This window comes from Candidatus Eremiobacteraceae bacterium, assembly GCA_035295225.1.
In the GTDB taxonomy this organism is placed as follows: Bacteria; Vulcanimicrobiota; Vulcanimicrobiia; order Eremiobacterales; family Eremiobacteraceae; genus JABCYQ01.
Genome location: DATGJI010000022.1, coordinates 1 through 23,809, shown reverse-complemented (window position 1 = coordinate 23,809; position 23,809 = coordinate 1). Strand labels below are relative to the sequence as shown.

40 protein-coding genes and 1 pseudogene are annotated in these 23,809 nt (G+C 63.2%); 6 read left to right on the top strand and 35 right to left on the bottom strand.

Features of this window, described 5'->3' with window-relative positions; all coding sequences use genetic code 11:
* Positions 1-2: 2 nt before the first annotated feature.
* The 3 genes from VKT51_02870 to VKT51_02860 are packed head-to-tail and all read left to right on the top strand — an operon-like array spanning position 3 to position 2,958.
* Entirely contained in the window at positions 3-1,118 is a 1,116-nt protein-coding gene (locus VKT51_02870; protein ID HLJ83105.1) for a succinate dehydrogenase/fumarate reductase iron-sulfur subunit, read from the top strand.
* A complete protein-coding gene (locus tag VKT51_02865; GenBank protein ID HLJ83104.1) occupies positions 1,118-2,011 on the top strand; it encodes a CoB--CoM heterodisulfide reductase iron-sulfur subunit B family protein in 894 nt (297 codons plus the stop codon). The genes VKT51_02870 and VKT51_02865 overlap by 1 nt, the downstream gene beginning before the upstream one ends.
* Positions 2,008-2,958 (top strand): threonine/serine dehydratase, encoded by a 951-nt coding sequence (locus VKT51_02860; GenBank protein ID HLJ83103.1) that lies wholly within the window; start codon positions 2,008-2,010, stop codon positions 2,956-2,958. Before VKT51_02865 ends, VKT51_02860 begins: the two co-directional genes overlap by 4 nt.
* 110 nt (positions 2,959-3,068) lie before the next feature.
* Here VKT51_02860 and VKT51_02855 read toward each other — a convergent pair whose 3' ends face one another.
* Entirely contained in the window at positions 3,069-3,254 is a 186-nt protein-coding gene (locus VKT51_02855) for a hypothetical protein (GenBank protein ID HLJ83102.1), read from the bottom strand.
* A gap of 156 nt (positions 3,255-3,410) precedes the next feature.
* Here VKT51_02855 and pckA point away from each other — a divergent pair, with 156 nt between their 5' ends.
* The gene (gene pckA / locus VKT51_02850; GenBank protein HLJ83101.1) at positions 3,411-5,006 is read left to right on the top strand and encodes a phosphoenolpyruvate carboxykinase (ATP); all 1,596 of its coding nucleotides are present in this window, start codon (positions 3,411-3,413) and stop codon (positions 5,004-5,006) included.
* 121 nt (positions 5,007-5,127) lie between these two features.
* On the opposite strand, the gene VKT51_02845 is transcribed toward pckA, so the two are convergent.
* Both VKT51_02845 and VKT51_02840 read right to left on the bottom strand, forming a co-directional pair.
* Complete coding sequence (locus tag VKT51_02845; GenBank protein HLJ83100.1) at positions 5,128-5,514, bottom strand: hypothetical protein; 387 nt, start codon at positions 5,512-5,514, stop codon at positions 5,128-5,130.
* A gap of 90 nt (positions 5,515-5,604) precedes the next feature.
* Complete coding sequence (locus VKT51_02840) at positions 5,605-6,417, bottom strand: hypothetical protein (GenBank protein HLJ83099.1); 813 nt, start codon at positions 6,415-6,417, stop codon at positions 5,605-5,607.
* Here VKT51_02840 and VKT51_02835 point away from each other — a divergent pair.
* Positions 6,416-7,111, top strand: coding sequence for a hypothetical protein (locus tag VKT51_02835; GenBank protein HLJ83098.1), 696 nt, complete (start codon positions 6,416-6,418; stop codon positions 7,109-7,111). The two genes, VKT51_02840 and VKT51_02835, sit on opposite strands and share 2 nt — an antisense overlap.
* Here the strand turns inward: VKT51_02835 and VKT51_02830 are convergent.
* Complete coding sequence (locus VKT51_02830) at positions 7,033-8,013, bottom strand: 2-hydroxyacid dehydrogenase (GenBank protein HLJ83097.1); 981 nt, start codon at positions 8,011-8,013, stop codon at positions 7,033-7,035. The genes VKT51_02835 and VKT51_02830 overlap by 79 nt on opposite strands.
* A gap of 183 nt (positions 8,014-8,196) precedes the next feature.
* Here VKT51_02830 and VKT51_02825 point away from each other — a divergent pair, with 183 nt between their 5' ends.
* Positions 8,197-8,580 carry a DUF4383 domain-containing protein gene (locus VKT51_02825; protein HLJ83096.1) on the top strand — a complete coding sequence of 128 codons (384 nt, stop codon included), beginning with the start codon at positions 8,197-8,199 and terminating at the stop codon, positions 8,578-8,580.
* A 143-nt stretch (positions 8,581-8,723) separates the two neighbouring features.
* Here the strand turns inward: VKT51_02825 and rplQ are convergent, their stop codons facing one another.
* The 31 genes and pseudogenes from rplQ to tuf all read right to left on the bottom strand — a co-directional run.
* Positions 8,724-9,080, bottom strand: a complete 357-nt coding sequence (rplQ, locus tag VKT51_02820; protein HLJ83095.1) for a 50S ribosomal protein L17 — start codon at positions 9,078-9,080, stop codon at positions 8,724-8,726.
* A gap of 8 nt (positions 9,081-9,088) precedes the next feature.
* Positions 9,089-10,024: a DNA-directed RNA polymerase subunit alpha gene (locus tag VKT51_02815; protein ID HLJ83094.1), complete on the bottom strand. Its 936-nt coding sequence runs from the start codon at positions 10,022-10,024 to the stop codon at positions 9,089-9,091.
* A 24-nt stretch (positions 10,025-10,048) separates the two neighbouring features.
* Positions 10,049-10,708: a 30S ribosomal protein S4 gene (gene rpsD / locus VKT51_02810; protein ID HLJ83093.1), complete on the bottom strand. Its 660-nt coding sequence runs from the start codon at positions 10,706-10,708 to the stop codon at positions 10,049-10,051.
* 18 nt (positions 10,709-10,726) lie between these two features.
* A complete protein-coding gene (rpsK, locus tag VKT51_02805; GenBank protein HLJ83092.1) occupies positions 10,727-11,125 on the bottom strand; it encodes a 30S ribosomal protein S11 in 399 nt (132 codons plus the stop codon).
* Positions 11,126-11,129: 4 nt separating this feature from the next.
* Positions 11,130-11,519, bottom strand: a complete 390-nt coding sequence (gene rpsM, locus VKT51_02800) for a 30S ribosomal protein S13 (GenBank protein ID HLJ83091.1) — start codon at positions 11,517-11,519, stop codon at positions 11,130-11,132.
* Positions 11,520-11,523: 4 nt separating this feature from the next.
* Entirely contained in the window at positions 11,524-11,637 is a 114-nt protein-coding gene (gene rpmJ / locus VKT51_02795; protein HLJ83090.1) for a 50S ribosomal protein L36, read from the bottom strand.
* Positions 11,637-11,906 (bottom strand): translation initiation factor IF-1, encoded by a 270-nt coding sequence (infA, locus tag VKT51_02790; GenBank protein HLJ83089.1) that lies wholly within the window; start codon positions 11,904-11,906, stop codon positions 11,637-11,639. Before infA ends, rpmJ begins: the two co-directional genes overlap by 1 nt.
* Positions 11,887-12,699 carry a type I methionyl aminopeptidase gene (map, locus tag VKT51_02785; GenBank protein HLJ83088.1) on the bottom strand — a complete coding sequence of 271 codons (813 nt, stop codon included), beginning with the start codon at positions 12,697-12,699 and terminating at the stop codon, positions 11,887-11,889. Before map ends, infA begins: the two co-directional genes overlap by 20 nt.
* The gene (locus VKT51_02780) at positions 12,696-13,376 is read right to left on the bottom strand and encodes an adenylate kinase (GenBank protein HLJ83087.1); all 681 of its coding nucleotides are present in this window, start codon (positions 13,374-13,376) and stop codon (positions 12,696-12,698) included. Before VKT51_02780 ends, map begins: the two co-directional genes overlap by 4 nt.
* The gene (secY, locus tag VKT51_02775; GenBank protein ID HLJ83086.1) at positions 13,373-14,668 is read right to left on the bottom strand and encodes a preprotein translocase subunit SecY; all 1,296 of its coding nucleotides are present in this window, start codon (positions 14,666-14,668) and stop codon (positions 13,373-13,375) included. The genes VKT51_02780 and secY overlap by 4 nt, the downstream gene beginning before the upstream one ends.
* Before the next feature lie 10 nt (positions 14,669-14,678).
* A complete protein-coding gene (gene rplO, locus VKT51_02770) occupies positions 14,679-15,137 on the bottom strand; it encodes a 50S ribosomal protein L15 (protein ID HLJ83085.1) in 459 nt (152 codons plus the stop codon).
* Complete coding sequence (gene rpsE, locus VKT51_02765) at positions 15,118-15,645, bottom strand: 30S ribosomal protein S5 (GenBank protein HLJ83084.1); 528 nt, start codon at positions 15,643-15,645, stop codon at positions 15,118-15,120. Before rpsE ends, rplO begins: the two co-directional genes overlap by 20 nt.
* A gap of 3 nt (positions 15,646-15,648) precedes the next feature.
* Positions 15,649-16,011, bottom strand: a complete 363-nt coding sequence (rplR, locus tag VKT51_02760) for a 50S ribosomal protein L18 (protein ID HLJ83083.1) — start codon at positions 16,009-16,011, stop codon at positions 15,649-15,651.
* Positions 16,011-16,562, bottom strand: coding sequence for a 50S ribosomal protein L6 (rplF, locus tag VKT51_02755; protein HLJ83082.1), 552 nt, complete (start codon positions 16,560-16,562; stop codon positions 16,011-16,013). The genes rplR and rplF overlap by 1 nt, the downstream gene beginning before the upstream one ends.
* A gap of 10 nt (positions 16,563-16,572) precedes the next feature.
* Entirely contained in the window at positions 16,573-16,968 is a 396-nt protein-coding gene (gene rpsH / locus VKT51_02750; GenBank protein ID HLJ83081.1) for a 30S ribosomal protein S8, read from the bottom strand.
* Positions 16,969-16,996: 28 nt separating this feature from the next.
* Positions 16,997-17,182, bottom strand: a complete 186-nt coding sequence (locus tag VKT51_02745; GenBank protein HLJ83080.1) for a type Z 30S ribosomal protein S14 — start codon at positions 17,180-17,182, stop codon at positions 16,997-16,999.
* A complete protein-coding gene (rplE, locus tag VKT51_02740; GenBank protein HLJ83079.1) occupies positions 17,182-17,736 on the bottom strand; it encodes a 50S ribosomal protein L5 in 555 nt (184 codons plus the stop codon). The genes VKT51_02745 and rplE overlap by 1 nt, the downstream gene beginning before the upstream one ends.
* A gap of 10 nt (positions 17,737-17,746) precedes the next feature.
* Positions 17,747-18,070, bottom strand: a complete 324-nt coding sequence (gene rplX / locus VKT51_02735; protein HLJ83078.1) for a 50S ribosomal protein L24 — start codon at positions 18,068-18,070, stop codon at positions 17,747-17,749.
* Between the two features lie 8 nt (positions 18,071-18,078).
* Positions 18,079-18,447: a 50S ribosomal protein L14 gene (rplN, locus tag VKT51_02730; GenBank protein ID HLJ83077.1), complete on the bottom strand. Its 369-nt coding sequence runs from the start codon at positions 18,445-18,447 to the stop codon at positions 18,079-18,081.
* Positions 18,444-18,716, bottom strand: a complete 273-nt coding sequence (gene rpsQ, locus VKT51_02725) for a 30S ribosomal protein S17 (GenBank protein ID HLJ83076.1) — start codon at positions 18,714-18,716, stop codon at positions 18,444-18,446. Before rpsQ ends, rplN begins: the two co-directional genes overlap by 4 nt.
* Before the next feature lie 3 nt (positions 18,717-18,719).
* Positions 18,720-18,908, bottom strand: a complete 189-nt coding sequence (gene rpmC, locus VKT51_02720; protein HLJ83075.1) for a 50S ribosomal protein L29 — start codon at positions 18,906-18,908, stop codon at positions 18,720-18,722.
* Between the two features lie 4 nt (positions 18,909-18,912).
* Positions 18,913-19,344, bottom strand: a complete 432-nt coding sequence (gene rplP / locus VKT51_02715; GenBank protein HLJ83074.1) for a 50S ribosomal protein L16 — start codon at positions 19,342-19,344, stop codon at positions 18,913-18,915.
* Between the two features lie 339 nt (positions 19,345-19,683).
* A pseudogene (rpsC, locus tag VKT51_02710) lies at positions 19,684-20,310 on the bottom strand (30S ribosomal protein S3).
* A 1-nt stretch (position 20,311) separates the two neighbouring features.
* Complete coding sequence (rplV, locus tag VKT51_02705; GenBank protein HLJ83073.1) at positions 20,312-20,653, bottom strand: 50S ribosomal protein L22; 342 nt, start codon at positions 20,651-20,653, stop codon at positions 20,312-20,314.
* Between the two features lies 1 nt (position 20,654).
* Positions 20,655-20,936, bottom strand: a complete 282-nt coding sequence (gene rpsS, locus VKT51_02700; GenBank protein ID HLJ83072.1) for a 30S ribosomal protein S19 — start codon at positions 20,934-20,936, stop codon at positions 20,655-20,657.
* Between the two features lie 3 nt (positions 20,937-20,939).
* Positions 20,940-21,764, bottom strand: a complete 825-nt coding sequence (gene rplB / locus VKT51_02695) for a 50S ribosomal protein L2 (protein ID HLJ83071.1) — start codon at positions 21,762-21,764, stop codon at positions 20,940-20,942.
* Between the two features lie 20 nt (positions 21,765-21,784).
* On the bottom strand, positions 21,785-22,099 hold the full coding sequence (rplW, locus tag VKT51_02690) for a 50S ribosomal protein L23 (GenBank protein ID HLJ83070.1): 315 nt from the start codon (positions 22,097-22,099) through the stop codon (positions 21,785-21,787).
* Positions 22,092-22,736 carry a 50S ribosomal protein L4 gene (rplD, locus tag VKT51_02685; protein ID HLJ83069.1) on the bottom strand — a complete coding sequence of 215 codons (645 nt, stop codon included), beginning with the start codon at positions 22,734-22,736 and terminating at the stop codon, positions 22,092-22,094. Before rplD ends, rplW begins: the two co-directional genes overlap by 8 nt.
* The gene (rplC, locus tag VKT51_02680) at positions 22,726-23,361 is read right to left on the bottom strand and encodes a 50S ribosomal protein L3 (protein HLJ83068.1); all 636 of its coding nucleotides are present in this window, start codon (positions 23,359-23,361) and stop codon (positions 22,726-22,728) included. The genes rplD and rplC overlap by 11 nt, the downstream gene beginning before the upstream one ends.
* Before the next feature lie 7 nt (positions 23,362-23,368).
* Positions 23,369-23,677, bottom strand: a complete 309-nt coding sequence (gene rpsJ, locus VKT51_02675) for a 30S ribosomal protein S10 (GenBank protein ID HLJ83067.1) — start codon at positions 23,675-23,677, stop codon at positions 23,369-23,371.
* A gap of 1 nt (position 23,678) precedes the next feature.
* Positions 23,679-23,809 (bottom strand): elongation factor Tu (gene tuf / locus VKT51_02670; protein HLJ83066.1); only part of this gene is annotated, 131 nt, incomplete at its 5' end.

Genomic DNA, 23,809 nt, shown 5'->3' with positions numbered 1-23,809 from the left:
GCATGTTAGTCAATCTCGAGGTTCAGCGGTTCAACCCAGAACTTGACGCAGCGCCGCACGTCGAGTCCTTCGAGGTCGAAGTTCCCGACGGCTCGACAGTCCTCGAAGCGCTGATGCACATCAAGGACGAGCGCGACGGCACGCTCTCGTTCCGCCGTTCGTGCCGCTCGGCGATCTGCGGTTCGTGCACGATGAGCATGAACGGTCTCGACGGCCTCGCGTGCAAGACGCCGATCCGCCAACTGCTCTCACAATTCGGCAAATCCGGCGTGGCCGACGCGAAACCGCACGAAGCGATCAGCTCGCACGCGGGCCAGGCGCACTTCGGCGAGGCCGCAACCGCTGCGCCGGTCACGGGCGCTCAGGCTGCTCCAGCCGCTGATTCGTCGCCGAAGGCCGCCAACGGCAGCGGCACTCCGGTCGGAACCGTCCGCGTCGGACCGATGCACAATCTTCCGATCGTCAAAGACCTCGTCGTGGACATGAAGCGCTTTTGGGAGAAGAACAAGTCTCTCAAGCCGTGGCTCGTCCCCAAGAACGCGCCGCCGGCGCGCGAGTACCCGCAGTCGCCCGAAGAGATGGAGCGGCTCTGGCGCCCCGCCAACTGCATCTTCTGCGGCACGTGCTATAGCCTGTGTCCGGTCGTCTCGGTCGACGACACGTTCGTCGGCCCCGCGGCGATCGCGCGCGTGGGATATCGCTTTCTTGAAGACACCCGCGACGGCGCGCGCAACGAACGCGCGAAGACGATCGTCGATCAGAATCTCTGGCTGTGTGCGCACTGCTACGCGTGCTCGTACTGTCCGAAGCACGTCGACCCGCACGAGCTCATCGCGCTCTCCTGCGTCGCAACGATCGAAGAAGGCGTCACCGATAACACGGGCGCCCGGCATGCGATGGTCGTCGCGGACACGATCAAGAAAACGGGATTCCTCGAGGAGTCTCAAGTCATCCCGGGCACGCTCGGATATTTCAATCTCATCGGTCTCAGTTCGGTGATGCCGCTCGGCTTGCGTCTGCTGCTGAAAGGCAAGATGCCGCCGCTGCTCATGCGGCCCGTGCCGCGCGTGACGGAGATCCGCGAGATATTCAAGGCAGCAGAGGCGAAAAGATACTGATGGCGCTCAAGCAATACGGCTACTTCCCGGGCTGCGTGGCGCAGGAGTCGTGCAAAGAGCTCGACTTGGCCACCCATGTGGTGGCCGAGAAGCTCGACTGGGAGCTGATCAAGCTCGATGCGGCGTCGTGCTGCGGCGCGAGCGTCGTGAACGACATGAATCGGCATCTCGCGCGCATGCTGAACGCGCGGACGTTCGCCGAAGCCGAAGCGCTTGGTCTGGACACCGTGCTGACGATCTGCTCCACCTGCACCGGTCACATGCGTCAAGCGAATCACGAGCTGCTGCACAACGAACGTTACATGAAGGACGCCAACGACGTTCTAGCGCGTTTCGGCAAGAAGTACAGCGGCAAAGTCGAGACCAAGCACATGGCGTGGATCTTGCGCGACGATATCGGCATCGCCAACATCAAGAAGATGGTCGTCCGCCCATTGACCGGCATGAAGATCGGTGCGTTCTACGGCTGTCATGTGCTCCGACCCGAGGAGTACGCCGCCTCCGGCGAAGACCCGCGCAATCCGCACAACATGGAGGACCTCATCCTCGCGCTGGGCGCCGAACCGATCGTGTACGAAGGGCGGACGCGCTGCTGCGGCTTTCATATACAGCTGGAGAAGGAAGAGGTCACGGTCAACATGGTCGGCCAGAACATGGCCATGGCGCGCGATCAAGGAGCCGAGAGCATCGTCACGGGCTGCCCGCTCTGCCATCTCGCGCTCGACGCCTACCAGACGAAGTCGCTCGATACCGCTTTCGGCAAGACCGACCTGCCTGTCTTCCATCTGCCGCAGCTCATCGCGCTTGCGTTCGGCGTCGCGCCCGAAAAGCTCGGCATCCAAAAGCACCTCACCGATGCGTCGAAGGTGCTCGTGAGCGCGGGAATAGCCTGATCAACGTCAGGGCGCTCGTCGATGCCGCGCTCCCGCGCATTCGGGAGCACGTGCGCGAGACGCCGCTCGAACCGTCGGCCTACTTCAGCGAACGGGCCGGCGCACCGGTGCATCTCAAGCTCGAAAATCTCCAAGTAACCGGGTCGTTCAAGGCGCGCGGGGCGTTCAACAAACTTCTCTCGCTTTCCGCATCCGAGCTCGCGCGCGGTATCGTCGCCGCGTCGACCGGTAATCACGGCGCGGCCGTCGCCTATAGCGCGAAGCGTCTTGGTCTGAGCGCGCTCGTCTTTGTGCCGGAGAACGCGTCGCCCGCGAAGGTCGAAAACATCCGGCGCTACGGCGCCTCGATCATCACGCATGGTCCGGAAGGCGGCGTTACAGAGGCGTTCGCGCGCGCGTACGCAGCCGAACGCGGAATGACGTACGTATCTCCGTACAATGACGCAGATGTCATCGGAGGGCAGGGGACGATAGGGCATGAGATCGCGGCAAGCATGCCGGAGGTAGATGCGGTCGTGGTTCCGCTCGGCGGCGGCGGTATGATCTCTGGTATCGCCGGCTACTTGAAAGCGGTTCGACCGGCGGTCCGCATCGTTGCGGCTTCGCCGCGGAACTCGATGTCTATGATCGAGTCGGTTCGCGCCGGATCCATCATCGAAACCGAGCATCGCCCGACGCTTTCCGACGGTACGGCCGGCGGCGTCGAGGCCGGCTCGATCACCTTTGAACTTTGCCGGTCGCTCGTCGACGACTTCATCGTTGTCGATGAATCGGAGATCGCGGAAGCCATGAAGGCCTTCATCGAGACGCATCATATGCTCTGTGAGGGCAGCGCAGGTGTTGCGCTCGCCGCATTGGGGTCACTGCGCGATCGAGGTCTTGCGAATGTCGCTGCGATCGTGTCCGGTGCGAACATCTCCGCTGCAACGCTGAAAACCGCGCTCTAACGCAGTAGGTCTTCTGTAGGGCGGACCTTTACGGTCCGCCGGCGGGCCATAAAGGCCCGCCCTACATCGCGCGACTTACTCGCGTCGGCCCCTCCGGAACATCGCGCGACTTACGGCAGCAATTTCGGCGGCGACGTTGTGTTGCGCGGACCGAACATCGCCTTCCATACCGCCATCAGGAATATCGCCCCAGCCACAACGACAGCGACGCCGAGCACGAGGTGGGCGAGGGGAATAAGAATCGCAAGCGCGACGCACGCTGCAAAAATCAAGAACAAAAGCCACAAAAATCGCACAGCTGATGACCTCCCATCGAGGTGTACTACCGCGTCAGCAAGCAGAGAGTTACAGCAGGCCTAACGCGTTAGCCCGTCGGTCCCGCAGGAAGGCCTTTTTCTGCGCCTAAGTCGCTCTGACCGCACATCGTCTAATCCCCAAGGAGACGCCTGTCAATGGCATTGCTCGCTGGCGAGTCGTTCGGCCTCGAATCATTCGGCTTCGGACCCGTACGGCGCGTCTGGAGCAATCTGAACGCTCCGCAGCTCTATGAAGAGGCGATTCGCCGGCGTGAGGGCCTCGCGGCCATAGCGGGGCCTCTTGTCGTCCGCACGGGCAAACACACCGGCCGTTCGCCGCAAGACAAGTTCTTCGTCGACGAACCGTCGAGCCGAGAGCAGATCGACTGGGGCAAGACCAACAAGCCGTTCGACGCCGCCCGCTTTACCGCGCTGCTCGGCAGAGTCGACGAATATCTGCGCGATCGCGAGGTCTTCGTGCTCGACGCCTTCGCCGGAGCGGATCCGTCGTTCCGGCTGCCCATCCGCGTCGTGACCGAACGCGCATGGCACAACCTCTTCGCGCATCATCTCTTCATTCCGACGAAGCCCGCCGAACGTGAAGCGTTCCGGCCCGAATTCGCCGTGGTCGATGCGTGCGATTTCCTCGCCGTACCCGATCGAGACGGCACGCGCTCGGAGACGTTCATCATCTGCGATTTCTCGCGCAAGCTCGTGCTCATCGGCGGCACGACCTACGGCGGCGAAATCAAGAAGTCCATCTTCACCGTCATGAACTATCTCTTGCCGTTGCGCGGCGCGATGCCCATGCATTGCTCGGCAAACGTCGGCAAAGCGGGCGACACCGCGATTTTCTTCGGTCTATCGGGAACAGGGAAGACCACGCTGTCAGCCGACCCGGAGCGCGCGCTCATCGGCGACGACGAACACGGCTGGACAGACCAGGGCATCTTCAATTTTGAGGGCGGCTGCTACGCGAAGGCGATCAATCTGTCAGCGACGCTCGAGCCTCAGATCTATCCGACCACGCGGACGTTCGCTTCGGTTCTGGAAAACGTCGTCATGGACGAACAGACGCGCGAACTCGATCTCGACGACGCTTCGCTCACCGAGAACACGCGCGTCGCGTATCCGTTGACGTCCGTGACCAACACCGTGCCTTCCGGACGCGGCGGCCACCCGCAGAATCTCGTCATGCTCACGTGTGACGCGTTCGGCGTTCTGCCGCCTATCGCGCGCATGACGCCCGCGCAAGCGATGTACCATTTCTTGTCGGGGTACACGGCGAAAGTCGCCGGCACCGAAAAGGGCGTCACCGAACCGCAGACCACCTTCTCCCACTGCTTTGGTGCGCCGTTCATGGTGCACCATCCGGTCGTCTATGCCAAGCAGCTTGGCGAACTCATCGCCAAACACAAGGTGCGCTGCTGGCTCGTGAACACCGGCTGGAGCGGCGGAGCGTACGGGACCGGCAAGCGGATGAAATTGCCGTTCACACGCGCGATGGTCGCGGCCGCCCTATCGGGCGCTCTCGATCAGGCGACGTTCGTACCCGATCCGATATTCAAGGTCGAAGTGCCCACGGCCGTACCGGGCGTGCCGAGCGACGTGCTCAATGCGCGCGGCACGTGGCCCGATGCTGCGGCATACGATGCAAAGGCGCACGAGCTTGCTGCGAAATTCGCGGAGAACTTCAAGCGCTTCGACGACGCCGCTACTCCGGAGATCAAAGCCGCCGCCCCAGTCGTCTAACTGTAGGGCGGACCTTTATGGTCCGCCTACGCGATGTTCGCTGTAGGGCGGACCTTTATGGTCCGCCTACACGATGTTCGCTGTAGGGCGGACCTATATGGTCCGCCGCACACGATATTCCTTAAACGCGCAGCTTGAAACTCTCGACGCCGCCGTGGCAATCGATATCGTCTCCGCTCCGTCCGTTGAGATCAAGCGTGAAGATGAGGTTTGTCGTTCCCTCGCCCGCATCGGCTGAGCGATCGAATCCATACGTGACCTTTTGTGTTTGGTTCGGCCGGAGCGGCTGCAGTCCGATGCGGTCGACGGGCTGATCGTCTTGCAGCACGTCGATCGACTGGAGCAGATTGCTCGGCTGACGGACGCTGCCGATATTCTGGACGGTGATGGATATCGTATAGTGGTTCAACGCGCCGTTTGCCGTGACCGGCTGTGCGACGGCGGAAAGTATGCTTGGATTCGCGCACGAGGCTCCGCTTAGCGCGGCGGCAAGGATCAAGGCGTGCATGTCATAGTCCTCACAAATCAATCCGTATACAGGAACGATATTCCCAATCTGCGATTCGTCCAATCAGGATTTCGGCAAGCGACGCTTGCCCTACGACAGGGAGAGCGCGGGGCGCGGGACTTGCAGCGCGCGGTACCAGTGCAGCTGAGCGATCGCGTGCATCTGATACGTCAGACAGATCGCAAGCGTGTAGAGCAGCACGCCCGCGCCGAACAGCGCGCTCATGATAGGTGAGAAACTCGACCAGCCCGTGAACTCGGTGGACGGGAATCCGGTCGAAACGAGCGCGACAAGGCCGAGCAGAATCGCGTAGCCCGCGACGGTGACGCCCAGCATCGCGAGCCAGACGACCACGTTAAAGCCCAGTGTGGTCCAAAACTGACCCTCGATAGCGCGCCAAGAACGGTCGAACGCCAACCCCAGCGGCAAGTCGTCGAGGACTGCCGCGATCGCCGTCATCGAAAGCTTGTTGCCGATCCATATTCCCGGCACGACAAAAAGAAAGAGGCCGAATTCGGTCGCCAGGCCGCCGAAGAAGGATGCCGCGATGAGCGTTAGGACAGTCGACGCGTTCATCCGATACTCGGGGCGCTCGAGGCGTGCGGCGTTGGCATAGGCTGCGCACGACCAGTACACCGCAATGACCGCGGCCGGCACGAAGGCCGCGAGCGGGGATAGAGCCCCGCCAAGAGCACCGGCCGCAAGCGCCACCACCCACAATATCCAATTCCGCACGAAAATCACCACGGCTTTGTCGAGCGACGCGGCGACGAGCGGGCCGACCGGCGGCACCCGGCGTTGGTCAAGCACCGGCACGCGGTTCAGCGCAAATGCGGGCAACTCCGCTGGCACTTTCTTGTGGCGGAATGAAGCATGCCGGGGCGAAACTCTCTGCTCGGTCATGAATGTGGTGATAGTGGGTGGTCCGCACTCGGGCGTCGGCAAGACGCTTGCAGCTGAGCGCGCGCTTCAGGCTCTCGCCGGCTTGCGGTATGGCGCCATAAAGCTGACGGTCGCGGATGGTGAGTTCGATAAGCCGCACGACCGGGGAGTCTGCGGCCGCGGCGCATCGTGCGGGGTCTGCGAGACTGTCTCGACAGCCCTTCCGGCGCGGATCGTGACCGCGCCGGGCGCGATCAACAAGCCGAACACCGACACGCGAAGACTTGCCAATGCCGGCGCGATCGCGGTCGCATGGGTCATAGCACTCCGCGAGCAAGCGCCGGCAGCTTTAGCTGCGGCGCTCGACTGGTTGAACGAAAAAGGCGCTCATGCTGCAGTGATCGAGGGCACGACGGCGATCGAATGGCTCCGGCCTTCCGCGTCGGTGCTCGTGGCGACGGATCCGGGGAAGCGATGGAAGCGCGTGGCCGTCGAGCATCTGGACAGATTTGACATCATCCTGCATAACCTGATCGAAGGATTGCGAGGCGATGTCTCACCCCCGCCCGCATTTCAAGCGGCCGCTCCCATCCGCTGCGACCTTGCGGATACGGAGAACGAAGGTACGCGCGACTATCAGCGCGCGCTGCGCGCCCGCTGCGCGGCGGATGACGGCGTATTGACGGCGAAGCGCGGCGCCTCGCCGCGCGCGTAACGCTTCACGTTGTCCGCGACGACCTGGGCGATGCCGACGTACGAGGCGTCCGTGACGCCCGCGATGTGCGGCGTCGCTATGACGTTTTCTTTGAAAAGCGGATGACGCGGGTCCGGCGGCTCCTCCCAAAACACATCTAAGCCCGCGCCCGCGACGTGGCCCGACCGCAACGCGCTCAGCAGCGCGTCCGGATCGACGAGTCCGCCGCGCGCGACGTTGATCACGAACGCCCCGCGCTTCATGGCCTGCAGCGCAGCGCCGTCGATAAGATTGCGCGACGCCTGGTCGTAGTTGACGCAGAGGATCACGTAGTCTGCCAAGGCGAGCGCCGCGTGAAGTTCCTCCGGACCGAAGACGCGCTCGACGCCCAGTTCGGGCGCACCGCCCGCTTGCGGCCGCCGGCGGACGGCGATCAGCCGCATGCCGAGGGCCTGCAGGCGAAGCGCAAGCGCGCTGCCGATGTCACCCAAGCCGACGATACACGCAGTCTTGCCCCACAACGCAAGCCCGGCCGGTTCGCCTACCTCTCCGGCGGCAAGCGCAGCCCGGGTCTGCGGAAGCCGTCGCGAAAGAGCCAGCATCAGCAGCAGCGCGTGCTCCGCGACTGACTCGGCGTTGCCCGTGCCCGCACTTGGAACCCGCGCTACCCAGACGCCGGCGGAGGTCGCCGCCTCGAGATCGACACCGTCAAGCCCGACGCCGAACTGCTGCACGAGCCCGAATCTTCCGCCACTGATGATCGCGCGGTCGATACGGCTCACGTACGGCACGATGACGTCGACGCCGTCGAGCGACTGGAGCACGCGATCGGCGCGACACGTCGCTAACTCGGTATTCGTCAGCAGCGGAGCTAAGCGGCGGCGCGACTCGGAAAAACCTTCACCGCAGAATAAGATTCGCACGAGCGTGCGTTCGTCGGGCTCGCACCAAGGGCATTTCTCTGTTCCGCCGGCACGCGCACGCGTGTTGTTGTGCGATTCCGAAACCGAAAGGAATCAGCCGAAAAGGATGGTACGTTGGCGCAAGCGGTCGGCCTCTTTTGCCGGCGGCTGCTTTCATTGCTCCGCTCGGGAGGCGACAAAACCATGGCAAAGACCCTCGCGACTCTCTTCGGCGCCATATATCTTATCGTAGGCATCGCGGGCTTCATCCCTGCGTTCGGCGGCACGATGAGCATGACTCCGAGCATGCTGTTCGGGATCGCCGACGTCAATCTGCTGCATAACCTCGTCCACGTCATCATCGGTCTGGCCGGACTTGCGGGCGGCCGCACGGAATCCGGCGGTATTTCGTTCTGCAAGACGTTTGGTATCATTTTGCTGCTCATCGGCGTCGTCGGATTCCTGACGCCGAACCTGCTCGGCATCTTGCCGATCGGCGGCGGCGATATCTGGATCCACCTCACCACCGGTGCGATCTTGCTGATCGCCGGGCTCACGGCTGCTGCGCCTTCGAAGGCGGCCGCGTAGCTGACAAATAGACGAAGGGGGCCGATTTCATATAGGCCCCCTTTTTGTTCGCGCGGGCGAGGCGGACCATAAAGGTCCGCCCCACATTTTAATGCCTACGATTGCAGAGGCGGACCATAAAGGTCCGCCCTACATCTTGGTGCCTACGATTGCAGCAGTTCCAGTTGAGCCATCTCGGCGGCGTCACCCTTGCGGATGCGCGTGCGTATGACGCGCGTGTAGCCGCCTTTGCGAGCGGCAAGGCTTGGCGCGATCACCTCGACGACTTTCTTCGCGACGTCCTCCGATGTGAGATAGGCGGCGATCAGTCGGCGGCTTTGCAGATCGCCCTTCTTCGCTCGGGTGATCAGGCGAGACGCTACGCGCGACACTTCTTTCGCGCGCACGATCGTGGTCTCGATCTTGCCGTGGGTGAAGAGCGACGTGGCGAGATTGCGCAGCATCGAGCGACGATGGTCGTCGTTGCGCCCTAGCCGTTTGGTAGCAAGTTTATGCCGCATCGCCGCTCCTACTGCGCTTTCAAGGAGAGGTTGCGCTCTTGCAGCTTCTCCTTGATCTCGTCCACTGATTTCTTGCCGAGGTTGCGCATGTTCATGATCTCTTCTTCTGTCTTCTGCAACAGCTCCGAGATCTTCGTGATACCCGCCCGCTTCAAGCAGTTGTACGATCGCACGGAGAGGTCCAACTCGTCGACCGGAATATCCCAGCCGGCGAACGGCTTGGCCTCTTCCACCGGCGCTTCGATCTCCGGCCGGCCACTGAACGTGACGAACATGCCGAGCTGGTCTTGCAAGATGCCGGCCGCGGTGCTGAGCGCCTCGTCGGGCGTGAGACTGCCGTTCGTCTCGATCTCGATGATGAGACGGTCGTAATCCGTGACCTGTCCGACGCGCGTGTCCTCGATCTGATATGCGACCTTGCGGATGGGCGTGAAGATCGAATCAACCGGAATAAGCCCGATCACGTGCTCCACGTTGCGCTGCTTGTCGGCCGTGACGTAGCCGCGCCATTTCTCGACGCCGATCTCCATAAAGAGACGGGCCTTTTTGTCCGATAGCGTCGCGATGTGATAGTCGGGCTCCAAGAGCTCGATGTCGGCGTCCGGCACGATGTCCGAGGCCGTGACTTCGCGTTCGCCCGTTGCCTCTATGCGCAGCACTTTCGGCTCATCGACGCTCAGCTTCAACGGCAAGCCCTTGAGATTGAGGATGATGTTCGTCGTGTCTTCGACGACCCCCGGAATGGTGGAGAACTCGTGCAGCACGCCGTCGATCTTGACATACGTCACCGCCGCGCCGGGCAACGATGAGAGCAAGATCCGTCGCAAGCTGTTGCCGAGCGTTATCCCAAACCCGCGCTCCAGCGGCTCGATCGCGAACTTGGCATAGTTATCGCGGCGCTCCCGCACCTCGATCGATGCCCGTTGAAATTCCAAAACTGCCATGGTTTCCTTCCGATGCCTTCGGTGCTATCGCGAGTAGTACTCGACGATCAATTGTTCTTCGACGTTCGTGTCGATATCCGCGCGCGCGGGCCTGGCCAGCACCTTCGCCTTGAGCTCTTGCTCGTTGAATTCGAGCCAGCCGGGCACGCGGCGTCCCTTCGCGTACTCCGTGAGGGCTCCGAACAGCGGCGACTTGGTGCTGGTCTCCACGACGGCGACGCCGTCACCCGGCCTGACCTGCATGGACGGGATGTTGACGCGTTTACCGTTGAGGGTGAAGTGGCGGTGCCTGACCAGCTGGCGGGCCTGGGCACGCGACGTGGCCAGGTTCAACCTGTACACCACGTTGTCGAGCCGGGTTTCCAGCAACGCGAGCAGCGATGCTCCGGTCTGGCCTTTTGAACGGCTCGCCTTCTCGAAATAGTTCTCGAACTGCTTCTCCAATACCCCGTAGATGCGGCGCATTTTCTGCTTTTCGCGCAGCTGTTTGCCGTACTCTGAGACCTTGGGCCGGTTCTTCGTATTCGCTTTCTGGCCGGGGGCTGCCGTGCGGCGCTCGACCGCGCACTTTTTGCTCAAGCAGCGCTCGCCCTTGAGGAAGAGTTTGACTTTCTCGCCCGGTTTGGACCCGCTTGCGCTTTCGCGCCGGCAAAGCCGGCAGACGGGCCCCGTATAGCGTGCCATGCGTGTTTCTTGCTCCTCCTAGACCCGGCGCCGTTTCGGCGGCCGGCATCCGTTGTGCGGGATCGGCGTGACATCTTTGATCAAGACGACCTCCAGGCCGGCGGCCTGCAGCGCGCGGATCGCGGCTTCGCGTCCGGCGCCCGGCCCTTTGACGTAGACCTCCACCTGCCGCATGCCGTGCTCCATGGACTTGCGCGCCGCGCTCTCCGCCGCCATCTGCGCGGCGAACGGCGTCGACTTCTTCGATCCCTTGAAGCCCATGTTGCCTGAGCTCGCCCACGCCACTGAACCACCCTGCGTATCCGTGATCGTGACGATCGTGTTGTTGAAGCTCGACCGGATGTGCGCGACGCCCTGCGAGACGTTCTTGATGACGCGCTTCTTGCGAGTCCGTTCTTTTTTCGGTGCTGCGGGCATCTATTTATTTACCTCCCGGTCCTTTGGCTTTCTTCTTGCCTGCGACGGTCTTCTTCGGACCTTTGCGCGTGCGGGCGTTCGTCTTCGTGCGCTGCCCGCGAACGGGCAGGCCGCGGCGATGGCGCAGGCCGCGGTAGCAGCCGATGTCCATCAGCCGCTTGATCGCACCGCCGACCTCGCGCCGGAGGTCGCCTTCGACTTTGAGATTCTTTTCGATCTGCTCGCGAAGCTTTTGGATGTCTTCGTCTTTGAGGTCTTTGACGCGGATATCCGGATCGACGCCGGTGACGCCCAGCAGCCGTACGGCAGTGGGCCGGCCGATGCCGAAGATATACGTCAGAGCGATCTCGATGCGTTTTTCACGCGGCAGGTCGATGCCCGCGATTCTTGCCATAGTCCTATCCTTGCGCCTGCTTGTGCTTAGGGTTCTCGCAGATCACACGCGTGCGACCCGCCCGCTTGATGATCTTGCATTTGTCACAGATCTTCTTGACCGATGGTCTGACTTTCATCACTTATACCTGTACGTTATACGCCCTTGGCTGAGGTCGTACGGAGAGAGTTCGACGAGCACGCGATCGCCCGGCAAGATGCGGATGAAGTTCATGCGGATCTTGCCCGAGACGCGGGCGAGCACGCGGTGGCCGTTCTGCAGCTCGACGCGGAAGAAGGCGTTGGGCAGCGGTTCGACGACCACGCCCTCTACTTCAATGGCCTCTTCTTTGGGCGATGCCGTGGTCGCGGCGCGCGCCTCTTTTTTCTTAGCCGAGCGCCTCTGCATGCCGCCGCGTCTGCGTGCCAACCGAGCCTCCTTTCGCCATCGACCCGTCAATAACCGTCAAAATCTCGTAGCCGTCCTGCGTGACCGCGACCGTGTGCTCGAAGTGCGCCGACAGCTTGCCGTCGGCCGTGACCACAGTCCATTTGTCGGGCTTCGTGTAGACCTGCCAGCCGCCTTGGTTCACCATCGGCTCGATTGCGAGGACCATGCCCGGTTTGAGTTTGGCCCCCGCGCCGCGCTTGCCGAAATTCGGCACTTGGGGCTCTTCGTGCAGCTTCTGTCCGATGCCGTGGCCGACAAGCTGACGCACGACCGAATAGCCGCGCGCTTCGACAAAGGTCTGCACCGCGTGTCCGATGTCCGAGACGTGCGCCCCGGGCCGAACTTCGCGGATTCCCACGTTGAGCGATTCTTCGGTCGCTTCGAGCAGCGCTGCCGCTTCGGCCGAGATCTCGCCCACGCCGACCGTGCAGGCCATGTCGGAGTACCAGCCGTCCACGATCGACCCGATATCCATCTTCAAAAGATCGCCGTCACGCAAGACCCGGTCGCCCGGAATCCCGTGAACCACTTCTTCGTTCAGCGAAAGGCAGATCGACCCGGTGAAACCGTTGTAGCCCAAGAATGCCGGCTCGCCGCCAAGCGCGCGGATCGTCTCCTCGGCGAAGCGGTCGATCTCGCGCGTCGTGATTCCGGGCGCGACGCGAGCGCGAAGCGCCGCGAGCGCCTGCGCGTTCACTCGTCCGCTGGCCCGCATCTTGGCGAGCTCTTGTTCCGATCTGCAGGCGATCATGACGCCGGAGCCTCGACGCACGAGGCTAAGCCGCGCATGACGGCCCCGTGAACGGCTTCAACCGACTGAGTGCCGTCGACGGTGATCAGCGAGCCGGCGCCGCGATAGTATGCGAGCAGCGGTGCGGTCTGCCGCTCGTACACGTCGAGGCGGATCGCGACGGTGGCTTCGCTATCGTCTGCGCGCTGGACAAGGGCCGAGGCGCAACGGTCGCAGATGCCGGGGACGCGCGGCCGCGCCGAATCGAGGTTATAGGTCACACCGCAGCTCGGGCACGTCCATCGGGCGGTGAGCCTGCGCAGAAGCTCGATGCGCGGCACCGCGAACTCGATCGCGGCATCGAGCTTCCATCCTAACTTCGCGAGCAGAGCGTCGAAAGCCGTGGCTTGCTGTGCCGTGCGCGGAAAGCCGTCCATGACGAAGCCGCGACGGGCGTCTGATATGCGCAGCCGTTCCTCCACGACACCGATCGTGACGTCGTCAGGAACGAGTTCGCCGCGCTCCATGAAGCTGGCAGCCGCAAGACCCACGGCGGAGCCGGCGGTGACGGCGTGACGGAACATGTCGCCCGTGGAGATGTGGGGCACGCCTGCGGCCGCTGCGAGCAGCTCCGCCTGGGTGCCCTTGCCGGCACCAGGCGAGCCGAGCAAGATGACGCGCAGCTGTTTGCTGGTCATTGCTTGATGAACCCGCGATAGTCGCGCATCGCCAGGCGCGCCTCGATCTGATTCATGGTGTCGAGCGCGACGCCGACCACGATGAGCAGCGACGTGCTGCCCAATGTGAAGGTGGTGATGTGCGTGAAGCCTTGCGTGACGTTAGGGGCGATCGCAAGGCAGCCGAGATAGACCGCGGCCACGATCGTGATCCGGTTGAGGATCTTGTTCAGATAGTCGGTCGTGGGTTTACCCGGTCTGATACCCGGGATGAATCCGCCTTGCTTCTTCAACGAGTCGCCGATGTCTTGGATGTTGACGACGACTTCGCTGTAGAAGAACGTGAACAGCACGACGAGCACGAAGTAGACGAAATTATAGAGGAAGCTTCCGTAGTTGAAATACAGCGTCATGAAGTTCGCGAACGGCTGCATCCACGCCACTCCGCTCTGCTGCGCCCACGTGGAGATCTGCTGCGGGAAGAGCAGGATCGAAATCGCGAAGATGATCGAGATGACGCCGGCGTTGTTGAGGCGCAGCGGGATGTAGGTGCTGCGGCCGCCGTAGACTTTTCGCCCGATGACGCGCCGCGCGTACTGGACCGGAACGCGCCGCTGGCCTTGATACATGAAGACGATGGAGATGAGCGAGATGATCGCGATCGCGATGAAGATCGCAAGCCCGGTGTACTGCAGCGCACCCTTCTCGCCGAGCGCGAGCGTCTGGCTGAAGTACGTGGGATAGCGCAGGATGATGCCGACGAAGATGATCAGCGAGACGCCGTTGCCGATGCCGCGGTCGGTGATCTGCTCGCCGAGCCACATCAGCCAGATCGTCCCGGCGGTCAGCGTCAAGATGACCATGACGAGATAAAACGGGTCGGAGCGCATGAACACGCCGGAACGGTTCAGCGCGATGACCATGGTCGTGCCCTGCAGCAACGCGAGCGCCACCGTCAGCCAACGAGTCCACAAGCCGACGCGCTTGCGGCCTTCCTCACCGCCGTGCTGCATGAGCTCTTTGACTTCCGGGAATACGACCGTGAGCAGCTGCATGATGATGCTGGCGTTGATGTACGGCGTGATTCCCATGGCGAGCACCGAAAAGCGCTGCAGCGCGCCGCCCGAGAGGAACCCGAGGAAATTCAGGAACTGACCGTTTTGCAGAATGGTCTGCCATTTGGCGATGTCGACATAGGGGACTTGGACGTGCACCATCAGCACGAACAGCGCGAACGCACCGAACACGAAGAAAATGCGGTTCCGGATCTCCGGCACCACGAGCGCGTTTGCGAGGTTCCTCCAGATCGTCATCGCTGTACGATTATTCCTCGAACTTCGAACCGGCGGCTTCGAGCTTGGCCCGAGCCGGCGCGGAAAAACTGACGTCGCGGAACGTGAGACCCTTCGGCGCGTCGCCGACAGCGAGGATCTTCACGCCGTCTTTGCGTTTGCCGAGCAACCCGGCCGCATCGAGCGACTCGGGGCTCACCACTTCCGACGCATCCCAGCCTTCAAGATCGCACAGATTGATCACGCAGAACTCCGTGCGGAAGACGGACGTTGACCGCGATTTCTGCGAGTAGCCGCGCCGATGCGGCAGCCGCCGATGCCACGGCGTCTGGCCGCCCTCGAAATTCGGTCCTTTGCCGCCGCCCGAGCGTGCCGTCTGACCCTTACCGCCCTTGCCGGACGTCTTGACCATGCCGCTGCCATGCCCGCGTCCGACGCGCGTGCGTTTCGGCCGCGATCCCGGCGCCGGCTTAAGCTCCGACAGTTTCACTTTCCACTACCCTTCCGAGAATCTCGTCCACGGTTCTGCCGCGCATTTTCGCCACTTCTTCGATCGTGCGCAGGCTCTTCAGCCCCGCGATGGTGGCCATGATCACGTTGATCGGATTGTTCGTGCCGAGCGACTTGGTGAGGATGTCATGCACGCCCGCAAGTTCGAGCACCGCGCGCATCGCGCCGCCCGCGATCACGCCCGTTCCTTTGCTCGCCGGCTTCATGATGACATGACCTGCTCCGACATGGATCTCGACCGGATGCGGGATCGTCCGCTCCACCATCGGCACGCTGACCAGCGCTTTGCGCGCCGCTTCCACGCCTTTGCGGATCGCCTCCGGCACTTCGCGCGCCTTGCCGATGCCGTACCCGACCCTGCCCTGCCGGTCGCCCACGACGACGAGCGCAGAGAACGAGAACCGCTTGCCGCCCTTGACGACTTTCGCGACGCGGTTGACGCGTACGACCGTCTCTTCAAGGCCGGAACCATCTGTGATGCGAGCCATCCGTTAGAACTCCAGCCCGGCGCCGCGCGCCGCGTCGGCCAGAGCTTTGATCCGGCCGTGATACTTGTAGCCGCCGCGGTCGAACACGACGGCGACGATGCCCTTTGCTTTCGCGCGCTCGGCGATCGCCGCGCCCACTTTTTCCGCCGCGCCGCAATTCGCGCACGCCTTGTCGCCGGCCACGCTCTTCTCGCGCGTGGACGCCGACGCAAGCGTGGCGCCGCTGCGATCGTCGATCAGCTGGGCGTAGATGTGGTGCAGGCTTCGGAACACGGAGAGCCTGGGCCGCGAATCGGTGCCGTTCACGCGTTTCCGCACGCGCACGTGACGCCGCACGCGCAGGCTGTTGCGACTCGTCGAACTCATTATTTCTTCGCTCCCGTCTTGCCGGCTTTGCCGAGCTTGCGGCGCACGCGTTCGCCTTCGTGGCGGATGCCTTTGCCCTTGTACGGCTCGGGGGGCCGGATCGCACGGATCTGCGCCGTGAGCTGGCCCACGGCTTGCCGATCGGCGCCGGTCACCGTGATCTTGTTCGTGCCGGCGACGGAAATCGTTATCCCCTTCGGCGGCTCGACGACGACCGGGTGCGAGAAGCCGAGCTGGAGATTCAGATTCGAGCCCTGCATCTGCGCGCGGTAGCCGACGCCCTGGATCTCGAGCGTCTTCGCATAACCTTTCGTCACGCCGACCACATTGTTGGCGATCAGCGTGCGCGTGAGGCCGTGCAGCTGACGATTGCGCTGCAAGTCGTCGGGACGCATGACCGTCACGACCGAACCATCGATCCGGACTTCGATCGGTTCCGCCAAGCGCAGCGTGAGCTCGCCCTTGGGGCCTTTCACCGTCACGACGCGTTCGGCCAGACCGACCGTTACGCCGGCGGGAACGTTGATGGGCGATCGCCCGATTCTGCTCATCGTCTCTTTCCTACCACACGAATGCCATGACTTCGCCGCCGCAACCGCTGCGCTTGGCCTGTCTGCCGCTCATGACGCCTTTCGACGTGGAGAGGATGACGAGGCCGAGCCCGCCCATGCACTTCGGTATCTCGCCCTTCGGCGAATAGATCCGCAGGCCGGGCTTGCTGATGCGCTGCAATCCGTTGATCACGCGCTCGCGGTTCTGCCCGTATTTGAGCGTGATGCGGATGACGTCGCGCGGCACGCCTGCGACGAGCTCGTAGCTCTTGATAAACCCCTCGGTTTTGAGAAGTTTAGCAATCTCGGTCTTCAAGCGCGACGCGGGCACATCCACGCGCTCGTGAAACGCCGTGTTCGCGTTTTTGATCCGCGCGAGCATGTCCGCGACGGGATCCGTTACCATTGCCATAGTTACCGTCTGTCTCCGCTCTTCACCACGACGCCTTGGTGACGCCGGGCAGGTTGCCTTTGTGCGCTTGTTCTCTGAAGCAGATGCGGCACATCGCGAATTTGCGCAGATAGCCGCGCGACCGGCCGCACTTGAGGCAACGGTTATGCTGCCGCACTTTGAACTTCGGCTTGCGCTTGCTCTTCTCGATCAGGCTGGTCTTAGCCATCAGGCCGCGCTCCCTTCCTTGCGAAGCGGCATGCCCATCTCTTCCAGGAATGCCAACGCTTCTTCGTCGGTGTGCGCCGACGTGACGATCACGATGTCCATGCCGCGCACCGCGTCCACCTTATCGTAGTTGATCTCCGGGAACACGAGCTGCTCTTTCAGTCCGAGCGCGTAATTGCCGCGGCCGTCGAGCGACGAGCGCGACATGCCGCGAAAATCGCGGATGCGCGGCAGCACGATGTTGACGAGCTTGTCGAAGAACGCGTACATGCGCTCGCCGCGGAGCGTGACCTTCGCGCCGATCTGCATGCCTTCGCGCAGCTTGTAGACGGCGATCGATTTCGTGGCGCGCGTGACGAGCGGCTTCTGGCCGGTGATCGCGGTCAAGTCGGACACCGCCCCGTCGATCGCCTTCGGATTTGCCACCGCTTCCCCGACGCCCATGTTCACGACGATCTTCCGCAATCTCGGCAGGCGCATGGGATTCGTGATGCCGAGCCGCTTGCGCAGCGCCGGCACGACGGCTTTCACGTATCGTTCTCTCAATCGGTTCATCGTGCGTGACCTACGCCTTCACTGGTCGGTCGGCGGGCTCGCCGCAGCGGCGGCACAGCCGCTCGCGCGACTGGCCCTTCACCGCGAACGCCACCTTGGACGGCTTGTTGCATTTCGGGCAGACGTACATGACTTTGCTGACCGGCATCGGCAGTTCTTTCTCGAGTATGCCGCCCTTCGAGTTCTTGGCGGTCGGCTTCGAATGCCGCTTCACGACGTTGACGCCTTCGACTTCGATCTTGCCAAGACTGCGCTGCACGAGCTTGATCTTGCCGCGTTTGCCTTTGTCTTTGCCGGTGAGCACGACGACTGTGTCGCCGGCGGCCAATCTCATCTTCGCCATTACAGGACCTCCGGCGCAAGCGAGACGATCTTCATGAAGTCGCGATCGCGCAGCTCGCGCGCGACCGGTCCGAAGATCCGCGTGCCGCGCGGATTCTTCTGATCGTTGATGAGCACAGCGGCGTTCTCGTCGAAGCGGATGAACGAACCGTCCGGACGTCGCAGTTTTTTCGTCTGGCGGACGATCACGGCTTTGACGACGTTGCCCTTCTTCACCGCGGCGCCTGGAATTGCGCTCTTCACCGACGCGACGACGATATCGCCGACGTACGCGTACGGATGGCGCGAGCCGCCGGACACGTGGAAGACCATCAGTTCGCGCGCGCCTGAATTATCGGCTACCTTGAGGCGTGTCTGCGCTTGGATCACTTGGCCTTCTCCACGACTTCGACAAGACGCCAACGCTTGCGCGCGCTCATCGGGCGAGTTTCCATGATGCGCACCGTGTCGCCGACCGCCGCCTCGCCGTTCTCGTCATGCGCGAGAAAGCGCGTCGAACGATGCTGGATCTTGCCGTACGCCGGATGAGGCGTGCGCGTCCCCGACACCACGACGATCGTCTTCTTCATCGAATTGGACGCCACTCGGCCCACCTTCGTGCGCCGCCGAGCGCGCTCGTCCGTCTTTGTCTCGTTCATCGCCTATCCCGCCAGTCGCCGTTCGGCAAGGATGGTGTGCACGCGCGCGATGTCACGGCGCAGCTTCTCCACCATCGTGTGATTTTCGAGGTGACCGGTCACAAGCTGGAAGCGAAGGTTGAAAAGTTCTTCCTTCGTCGCCGCGAGTTTCTCGGCGAGCTCGCCATCGGTCAGTTCTCGCAGACTCCGCAATGCGCTAGACTTCACTTGCGTCACCCGCCCCTTCGCGCGTCACGATCTTCGTTCGGATCGGCAGTTTGAAAGCCGCAAGCCGCAGCGCCTGGCGCGCGACCAGCGAATCCACGCCGGACAATTCGAACATCACGCGGCCCGGCCGCACCACAGCGACCCAACCCTCAGGCGCGCCCTTACCCGAGCCCTGACGAGTCTCGGCGGGTTTCTTCGTGAACGACTTGTCCGGAAAGATCGTGATCCAGACTTTGCCGCCGCGCTTGATGTGGCGCGTCATCGCGATACGTGCCGCTTCTATCTGTCTGTTCGTGATCCAGCACGGCTCGAGCGACTGCAATCCGTACTCACCGAAATGCAGCGAATTGCCGCTCTGCGCCCGGCCCTTCATGCGCCCGCGCTGGACTTTGCGGTGTTTGACCCTTTTCGGCATCAACATGTGTTATGCGCCCTCCGGTGTGCCGGTGTCGGGCGTTTCCGGCGCGGCTTCCGCCGTCGCCGCTACTGGCTCCGTCGCCGGCGTTGTTGTCGCCGTAGGCGCGGTCGGCGGGGCTGCTGCCGCTGTAGGTGCCGTCGCCGTGGTTGTCGCCGCTGTCTCGACCGGAACCGTCGCGGGAGCCGCTTCGACCGGCGTTGCCGCCGGCGTTGCCGCTCCCGCTGGAACCGCAGCGGGCGCTGCCGTCGGCACTGCGCCTGCAACCGCAGGTCTCATCGGGCGAGCCGGCCGCGGCCGGCGTACGGGTCTGATGTCGCGGGCGTCGGGCTTCGGCTTGCCGTCCGGGAGCACTTCGCCGAGATAGATCCAGACCTTCACACCGATGCGGCCAAATGTCGTGTACGCTTCCGACGTCGCGTAGTCGATGTTCGCGCGCAACGTATGCAGCGGAACCTTGCCTTCGAACGTCCGCTCAACGCGCGCGATCTCCGCGCCCCCCAAGCGGCCGCCGCATTGGACTTTGATGCCGCGCGCGCCGGCTTTCGTGGTGCGCTGCAGCGCTTGCCGCATGGCGCGGCGGAACGCGATCCGCTTCTCCAGCTGGTCCACGATGTTGTTGGCGACGAGTTTCGCGTCGAGCTCCGGATGCTTTATCTCGACGACGTTGACTTGGACTTGCTTGCCGGAGGCAAGCTTTTCCAGCCGCTTCTTCAATTCGTCGATGCCGGCGCCGCGCTTGCCGATGATGATGCCCGGTTTGCCCGTGTGCACGATGACGCGCACGGTGTTGGCTCGCCGTTCGATCTCGACTTTTGCCACCGCCGCCGAACGCGACATGCCCTCCACGAGACCGCGCATCGCGCGATCCTCGTGCACCCACTTCGCGTACTGCTTGTTCTCGTACCAGCGCGAGTCCCACGTGCGCGTGATGCCGAGCCGGAAACCGACCGGATGGATCTTCTGCCCCATGCTATTCGGCCTCTCCGTCGGAGACGATGATGGTCACGTGCGACATGCGTTTCTTCTTTATTCCGGCCTGCCCGCGCGCGCGCGCCTCGACGCGCTTGAACGACGGGCCGCCGTCAACGGTGGCCTTAGCGATGACGAGGCCTTCCGGCCGCATCGAAAAATTGTTCTCCGCGTTTGCCGCTGCCGCGCGCACGATCTTCTCGATCGCTTTGGCCGCGGCAAGCGGCGTGAACGCGAGCATGGTCAACGCCCGATCGACGCGCTGGCCGCGGATCACGTCCACGACGCGGCGCGCTTTGCGGGGCGGTACGCGCAGAAAGCGCGCGATAGCTTTCGCCTGCATGTTATTTCACAACCGCCTTGTCGCCGCCGCTGCCGTGGCCGCGGAAGATACGCGTCGGTGCGAACTCGCCGAGTTTGTGCCCCACCATGTTCTCCTGAACGTAGACCGGGATGTGCTTGCGACCGTCATAGACCGCGATCGTGTGCCCGACCATGGCCGGCACGACCGTGGAGGCTCGCGACCACGTCTTGATCACTCGCTTCTCGCGCGTCGAATTCATGCGCTCCACTTTTTCCAACAGATGCTCCGCGATGAATGCGCCCTTTTTGGCAGATCGTGTCATGTGCTATTTGCTCCGCCGCTTGACGATGAATTTGTCGGTGCGCTTGTTGCGACGCGTCTTCTTGCCCATGGTCATCTCGCCCCAAGGCGTTGTGGGCGGCCTGCCGGCCGTGGACCGGGCCTCGCCGCCGCCGTGCGGGTGATCCACCGGATTCATCGCGATGCCGCGCACGTGCGGCCGCCGTCCGAGCCAGCGCGTGCGGCCCGCTTTGCCCACCACTTGATTCTCGTGCTCGATGTTGCCGATCTGCCCGATCGTGGCGCGGCAGACCACGGCGATGCGCCGCACTTCGCCTGACGGCATGCGCACCTGCGCGTACTCGCCTTCCTTTGCCATGAGCTGTGCCGAGCCGCCTGCCGTGCGCACGAGCTTAGCGCCCTGGCCTGGCGAAAGTTCGAGATTGTGGATCACGGTGCCGACCGGGATGCTCGAAAGCGGCAGCGCGTTGCCGGTCTTGATGTCGGCGTTCGGACCCGATTCAAGCACGTCGCCGACTTTCACGCCGAGCGGCGCGACGATGTAGCGCTTTTCGCCGTCGCGATAGTGCAGCAGCGCGATGCGCGCCGAGCGGTTAGGATCGTACTCTATGGAAGCGACCTTGGCCGGCACGCCGTCCTTCGAACGCTTGAAATCGATGCGGCGATACATGACCTTATGCCCGCCGCCGCGATGGCGCACGGTGATGTGACCGACGAAGTTTCTGCCGGCGTTCTTCTTGCGCGGTTCCAGCAGCGATTCTTCCGGACTCTTCTTCGTGATCTCCTCAAACGAAGAGATCGCCATGAAGCGCCGCCCGGGCGATGTGGGTTTGAATTTCTTTACTGCCATCTGCGTTCGATCCGTCTCACCTATGACTCGAAGTAGTTGACGCCGCCGAGTTCGATCTTATCTCCCTCGCGCAGCGTGACGACGGCCTTTTTCCAATCCGGCCGCTGCACCGTGGGCCGCTGGCTGCGCTTGCGCATGTCGCGCTTGCGCTTGCCATGGACGGTCACCGTGTTGACCCGCAGGACTTTGACCTTGAACAGACCTTCAACGGCGGCTTTGACATGATGTTTGCTCGCGTCCGTGCGGACGCGGAACGAATACTGCGATGTCGCCGTCTGCACGACCGACTTCTCGGTGACGAGCGGCCGGACGATAACATGCCGTGGATCAGCCACCGCACACCTCCGCGAGGCCGTCGTAGGCGGCCTGTGTCATGATGATCCGTTCGTGGCCGAACAAAGCATGCACCGACAGCTCGTCGTGCGCGATGACTTTCACGTGCGGGATGTTGCGCGCCGCGAGCGCGATCGCGCCGGCGCCCGCGTCCGCGCCTTTGTGCAGCACGAAGAGCGTGCACTTGTGCTCGCCCGCCGCGAACAGCACGGCGAGCATCTCCTTGGTCTTGACCGGCGCGAACCCGGTCACATCGATGATCGAAAGGCCGTGCTCCGTGCAGCGCTGCGCGATGCCTTGCGCGAGGGCGATGCGACGTTGTCTCTTGTTCATGTCGATGACATACGAGCGCGGATGCGGGCCGAACACGACGCCGCCTTTGCGCCATTGCGGTGACCGGATGCTGCCCTGACGAGCGCGGCCGGTGCCCTTCTGGCGCCACGGTTTGCGGCCGCCGCCGCGGACGTCGTCGCGCGTCTTCGTGTCGGCGGTGCCGGCGCGTCGGTTGCTCAGGTGCCGCAGCACGGATTGATGCAGCAATGCGGTGTTCGGCGCGACCGAGAACGCCGGCGCGGGCGCTACCGTGCCGACCTTCTTCCCGGTCGCGTCTAAGAGATCGATATTCACCTCATCTGCCATGGCTGCGATCCTTCACCGACGCGCGCACGATGACGACGCCATTGCGGCCGCCCGGCACGGAGCCTTTGACGAGCAGCAAGTTGTGCGCTTCATCGGCCTGCACCACTTCGACGTTGAGCGCGGTGACGCGGTCGTTGCCGAACTGCCCCGGTCTATGCGCGCCCTTCACGGTCTTCGCGGCGTTCGTATCGCCTGCCGACCCGGGCTGACGATGGATCATCGAGCCGTGGCTCGCGCCGCCGCCGCTGCCGTTCCAGCGTTTGATGATGCCGGTGAAGCCTTTGCCTTTGCTCGTGCCGATGACGTCCACGCGATCGCCGGGCGCAAAACCCGCGACGGTCACGGCATCGCCGGCCGCGGCTTCGCCGAAGCCGGTGCGAAATTCGCGGAGCACGGTTTTCGGTGCGAGCTTCAGCGTCTCGAAACGCCCGCGCATCGGTTTGGTGAGCTGCTTGACCTTGGCGTCTTCGAAACCCAGGACCACGGCATCGTAACCGTGCTTGTCCGCGGTCTTGCGCTCCACCACCGTGTTCGCGGTCGCGGAGATCACGGTGACCGGCACGTACGTGCCGTCCGGTGCGAAGACGTTGGTCATTCCTACTTTGCGACCTATGATGTTCTTCATGATGCGGTCAGGCTTTCAGCTCGATGTCGACGCCGGCCGGAAGATCGAGGTGCATCAGCGCGTCCATCGTCTTCGCGGTGGCCTGCAGTATGTCGATCAGGCGCTTGTGCGTCCGGATCTCGAAGTGCTCGCGGCTCTTCTTGTCGACGTGCGGCGAACGGTTGACGCACGCGCGGTGGATCTCGGTCGGCAGCGGCACGGGTCCGCTGACGAACGCGCCCGTCCGCTTCACCGTGTCCACGATGCGCTCGGCCGACTGGTCGAGTATCTTGTGGTCGTAGGCGCGCAGCCGGATGCGGATCTTCTGTTTCGCCATCTTACTCGATCACCTTAGTGACGACGCCGGCGCCCACCGTGCGGCCGCCCTCGCGGATCGCAAAGCGAAGACCCTCTTCGCACGCGATCGGCGTGATCAGCTCCACCGTCATGCGCACGTTGTCGCCCGGCA

Coding starts and splice junctions, on each gene's coding strand:
- VKT51_02870 (HLJ83105.1), top strand. CDS start 3: ATGTTAGTCAATCTCGAGGTTCAGCGGTTCAACCCAGAACTTGACGCA.
- VKT51_02865 (HLJ83104.1), top strand. CDS start 1,118: ATGGCGCTCAAGCAATACGGCTACTTCCCGGGCTGCGTGGCGCAGGAG.
- pckA (HLJ83101.1), top strand. CDS start 3,411: ATGGCATTGCTCGCTGGCGAGTCGTTCGGCCTCGAATCATTCGGCTTC.
- VKT51_02845 (HLJ83100.1), bottom strand. CDS start 5,514: ATGCACGCCTTGATCCTTGCCGCCGCGCTAAGCGGAGCCTCGTGCGCG.
- VKT51_02835 (HLJ83098.1), top strand. CDS start 6,416: ATGAATGTGGTGATAGTGGGTGGTCCGCACTCGGGCGTCGGCAAGACG.
- VKT51_02840 (HLJ83099.1), bottom strand. CDS start 6,417: ATGACCGAGCAGAGAGTTTCGCCCCGGCATGCTTCATTCCGCCACAAG.
- VKT51_02825 (HLJ83096.1), top strand. CDS start 8,197: ATGGCAAAGACCCTCGCGACTCTCTTCGGCGCCATATATCTTATCGTA.
- rplQ (HLJ83095.1), bottom strand. CDS start 9,080: ATGCGGCATAAACTTGCTACCAAACGGCTAGGGCGCAACGACGACCAT.
- VKT51_02815 (HLJ83094.1), bottom strand. CDS start 10,024: ATGGCAGTTTTGGAATTTCAACGGGCATCGATCGAGGTGCGGGAGCGC.
- rpsD (HLJ83093.1), bottom strand. CDS start 10,708: ATGGCACGCTATACGGGGCCCGTCTGCCGGCTTTGCCGGCGCGAAAGC.
- rpsK (HLJ83092.1), bottom strand. CDS start 11,125: ATGCCCGCAGCACCGAAAAAAGAACGGACTCGCAAGAAGCGCGTCATC.
- rpsM (HLJ83091.1), bottom strand. CDS start 11,519: ATGGCAAGAATCGCGGGCATCGACCTGCCGCGTGAAAAACGCATCGAG.
- rpmJ (HLJ83090.1), bottom strand. CDS start 11,637: ATGAAAGTCAGACCATCGGTCAAGAAGATCTGTGACAAATGCAAGATC.
- infA (HLJ83089.1), bottom strand. CDS start 11,906: ATGCAGAGGCGCTCGGCTAAGAAAAAAGAGGCGCGCGCCGCGACCACG.
- map (HLJ83088.1), bottom strand. CDS start 12,699: ATGATCGCCTGCAGATCGGAACAAGAGCTCGCCAAGATGCGGGCCAGC.
- VKT51_02780 (HLJ83087.1), bottom strand. CDS start 13,376: ATGACCAGCAAACAGCTGCGCGTCATCTTGCTCGGCTCGCCTGGTGCC.
- secY (HLJ83086.1), bottom strand. CDS start 14,668: ATGACGATCTGGAGGAACCTCGCAAACGCGCTCGTGGTGCCGGAGATC.
- rpsE (HLJ83084.1), bottom strand. CDS start 15,645: ATGGCTCGCATCACAGATGGTTCCGGCCTTGAAGAGACGGTCGTACGC.
- rplR (HLJ83083.1), bottom strand. CDS start 16,011: ATGAGTTCGACGAGTCGCAACAGCCTGCGCGTGCGGCGTCACGTGCGC.
- rplF (HLJ83082.1), bottom strand. CDS start 16,562: ATGAGCAGAATCGGGCGATCGCCCATCAACGTTCCCGCCGGCGTAACG.
- rpsH (HLJ83081.1), bottom strand. CDS start 16,968: ATGGTAACGGATCCCGTCGCGGACATGCTCGCGCGGATCAAAAACGCG.
- VKT51_02745 (HLJ83080.1), bottom strand. CDS start 17,182: ATGGCTAAGACCAGCCTGATCGAGAAGAGCAAGCGCAAGCCGAAGTTC.
- rplE (HLJ83079.1), bottom strand. CDS start 17,736: ATGAACCGATTGAGAGAACGATACGTGAAAGCCGTCGTGCCGGCGCTG.
- rplX (HLJ83078.1), bottom strand. CDS start 18,070: ATGAGATTGGCCGCCGGCGACACAGTCGTCGTGCTCACCGGCAAAGAC.
- rpsQ (HLJ83076.1), bottom strand. CDS start 18,716: ATGAACGAGACAAAGACGGACGAGCGCGCTCGGCGGCGCACGAAGGTG.
- rplP (HLJ83074.1), bottom strand. CDS start 19,344: ATGTTGATGCCGAAAAGGGTCAAACACCGCAAAGTCCAGCGCGGGCGC.
- rplV (HLJ83073.1), bottom strand. CDS start 20,653: ATGCAGGCGAAAGCTATCGCGCGCTTTCTGCGCGTACCGCCCCGCAAA.
- rpsS (HLJ83072.1), bottom strand. CDS start 20,936: ATGACACGATCTGCCAAAAAGGGCGCATTCATCGCGGAGCATCTGTTG.
- rplB (HLJ83071.1), bottom strand. CDS start 21,764: ATGGCAGTAAAGAAATTCAAACCCACATCGCCCGGGCGGCGCTTCATG.
- rplD (HLJ83069.1), bottom strand. CDS start 22,736: ATGGCAGATGAGGTGAATATCGATCTCTTAGACGCGACCGGGAAGAAG.
- rplC (HLJ83068.1), bottom strand. CDS start 23,361: ATGAAGAACATCATAGGTCGCAAAGTAGGAATGACCAACGTCTTCGCA.
- rpsJ (HLJ83067.1), bottom strand. CDS start 23,677: ATGGCGAAACAGAAGATCCGCATCCGGCTGCGCGCCTACGACCACAAG.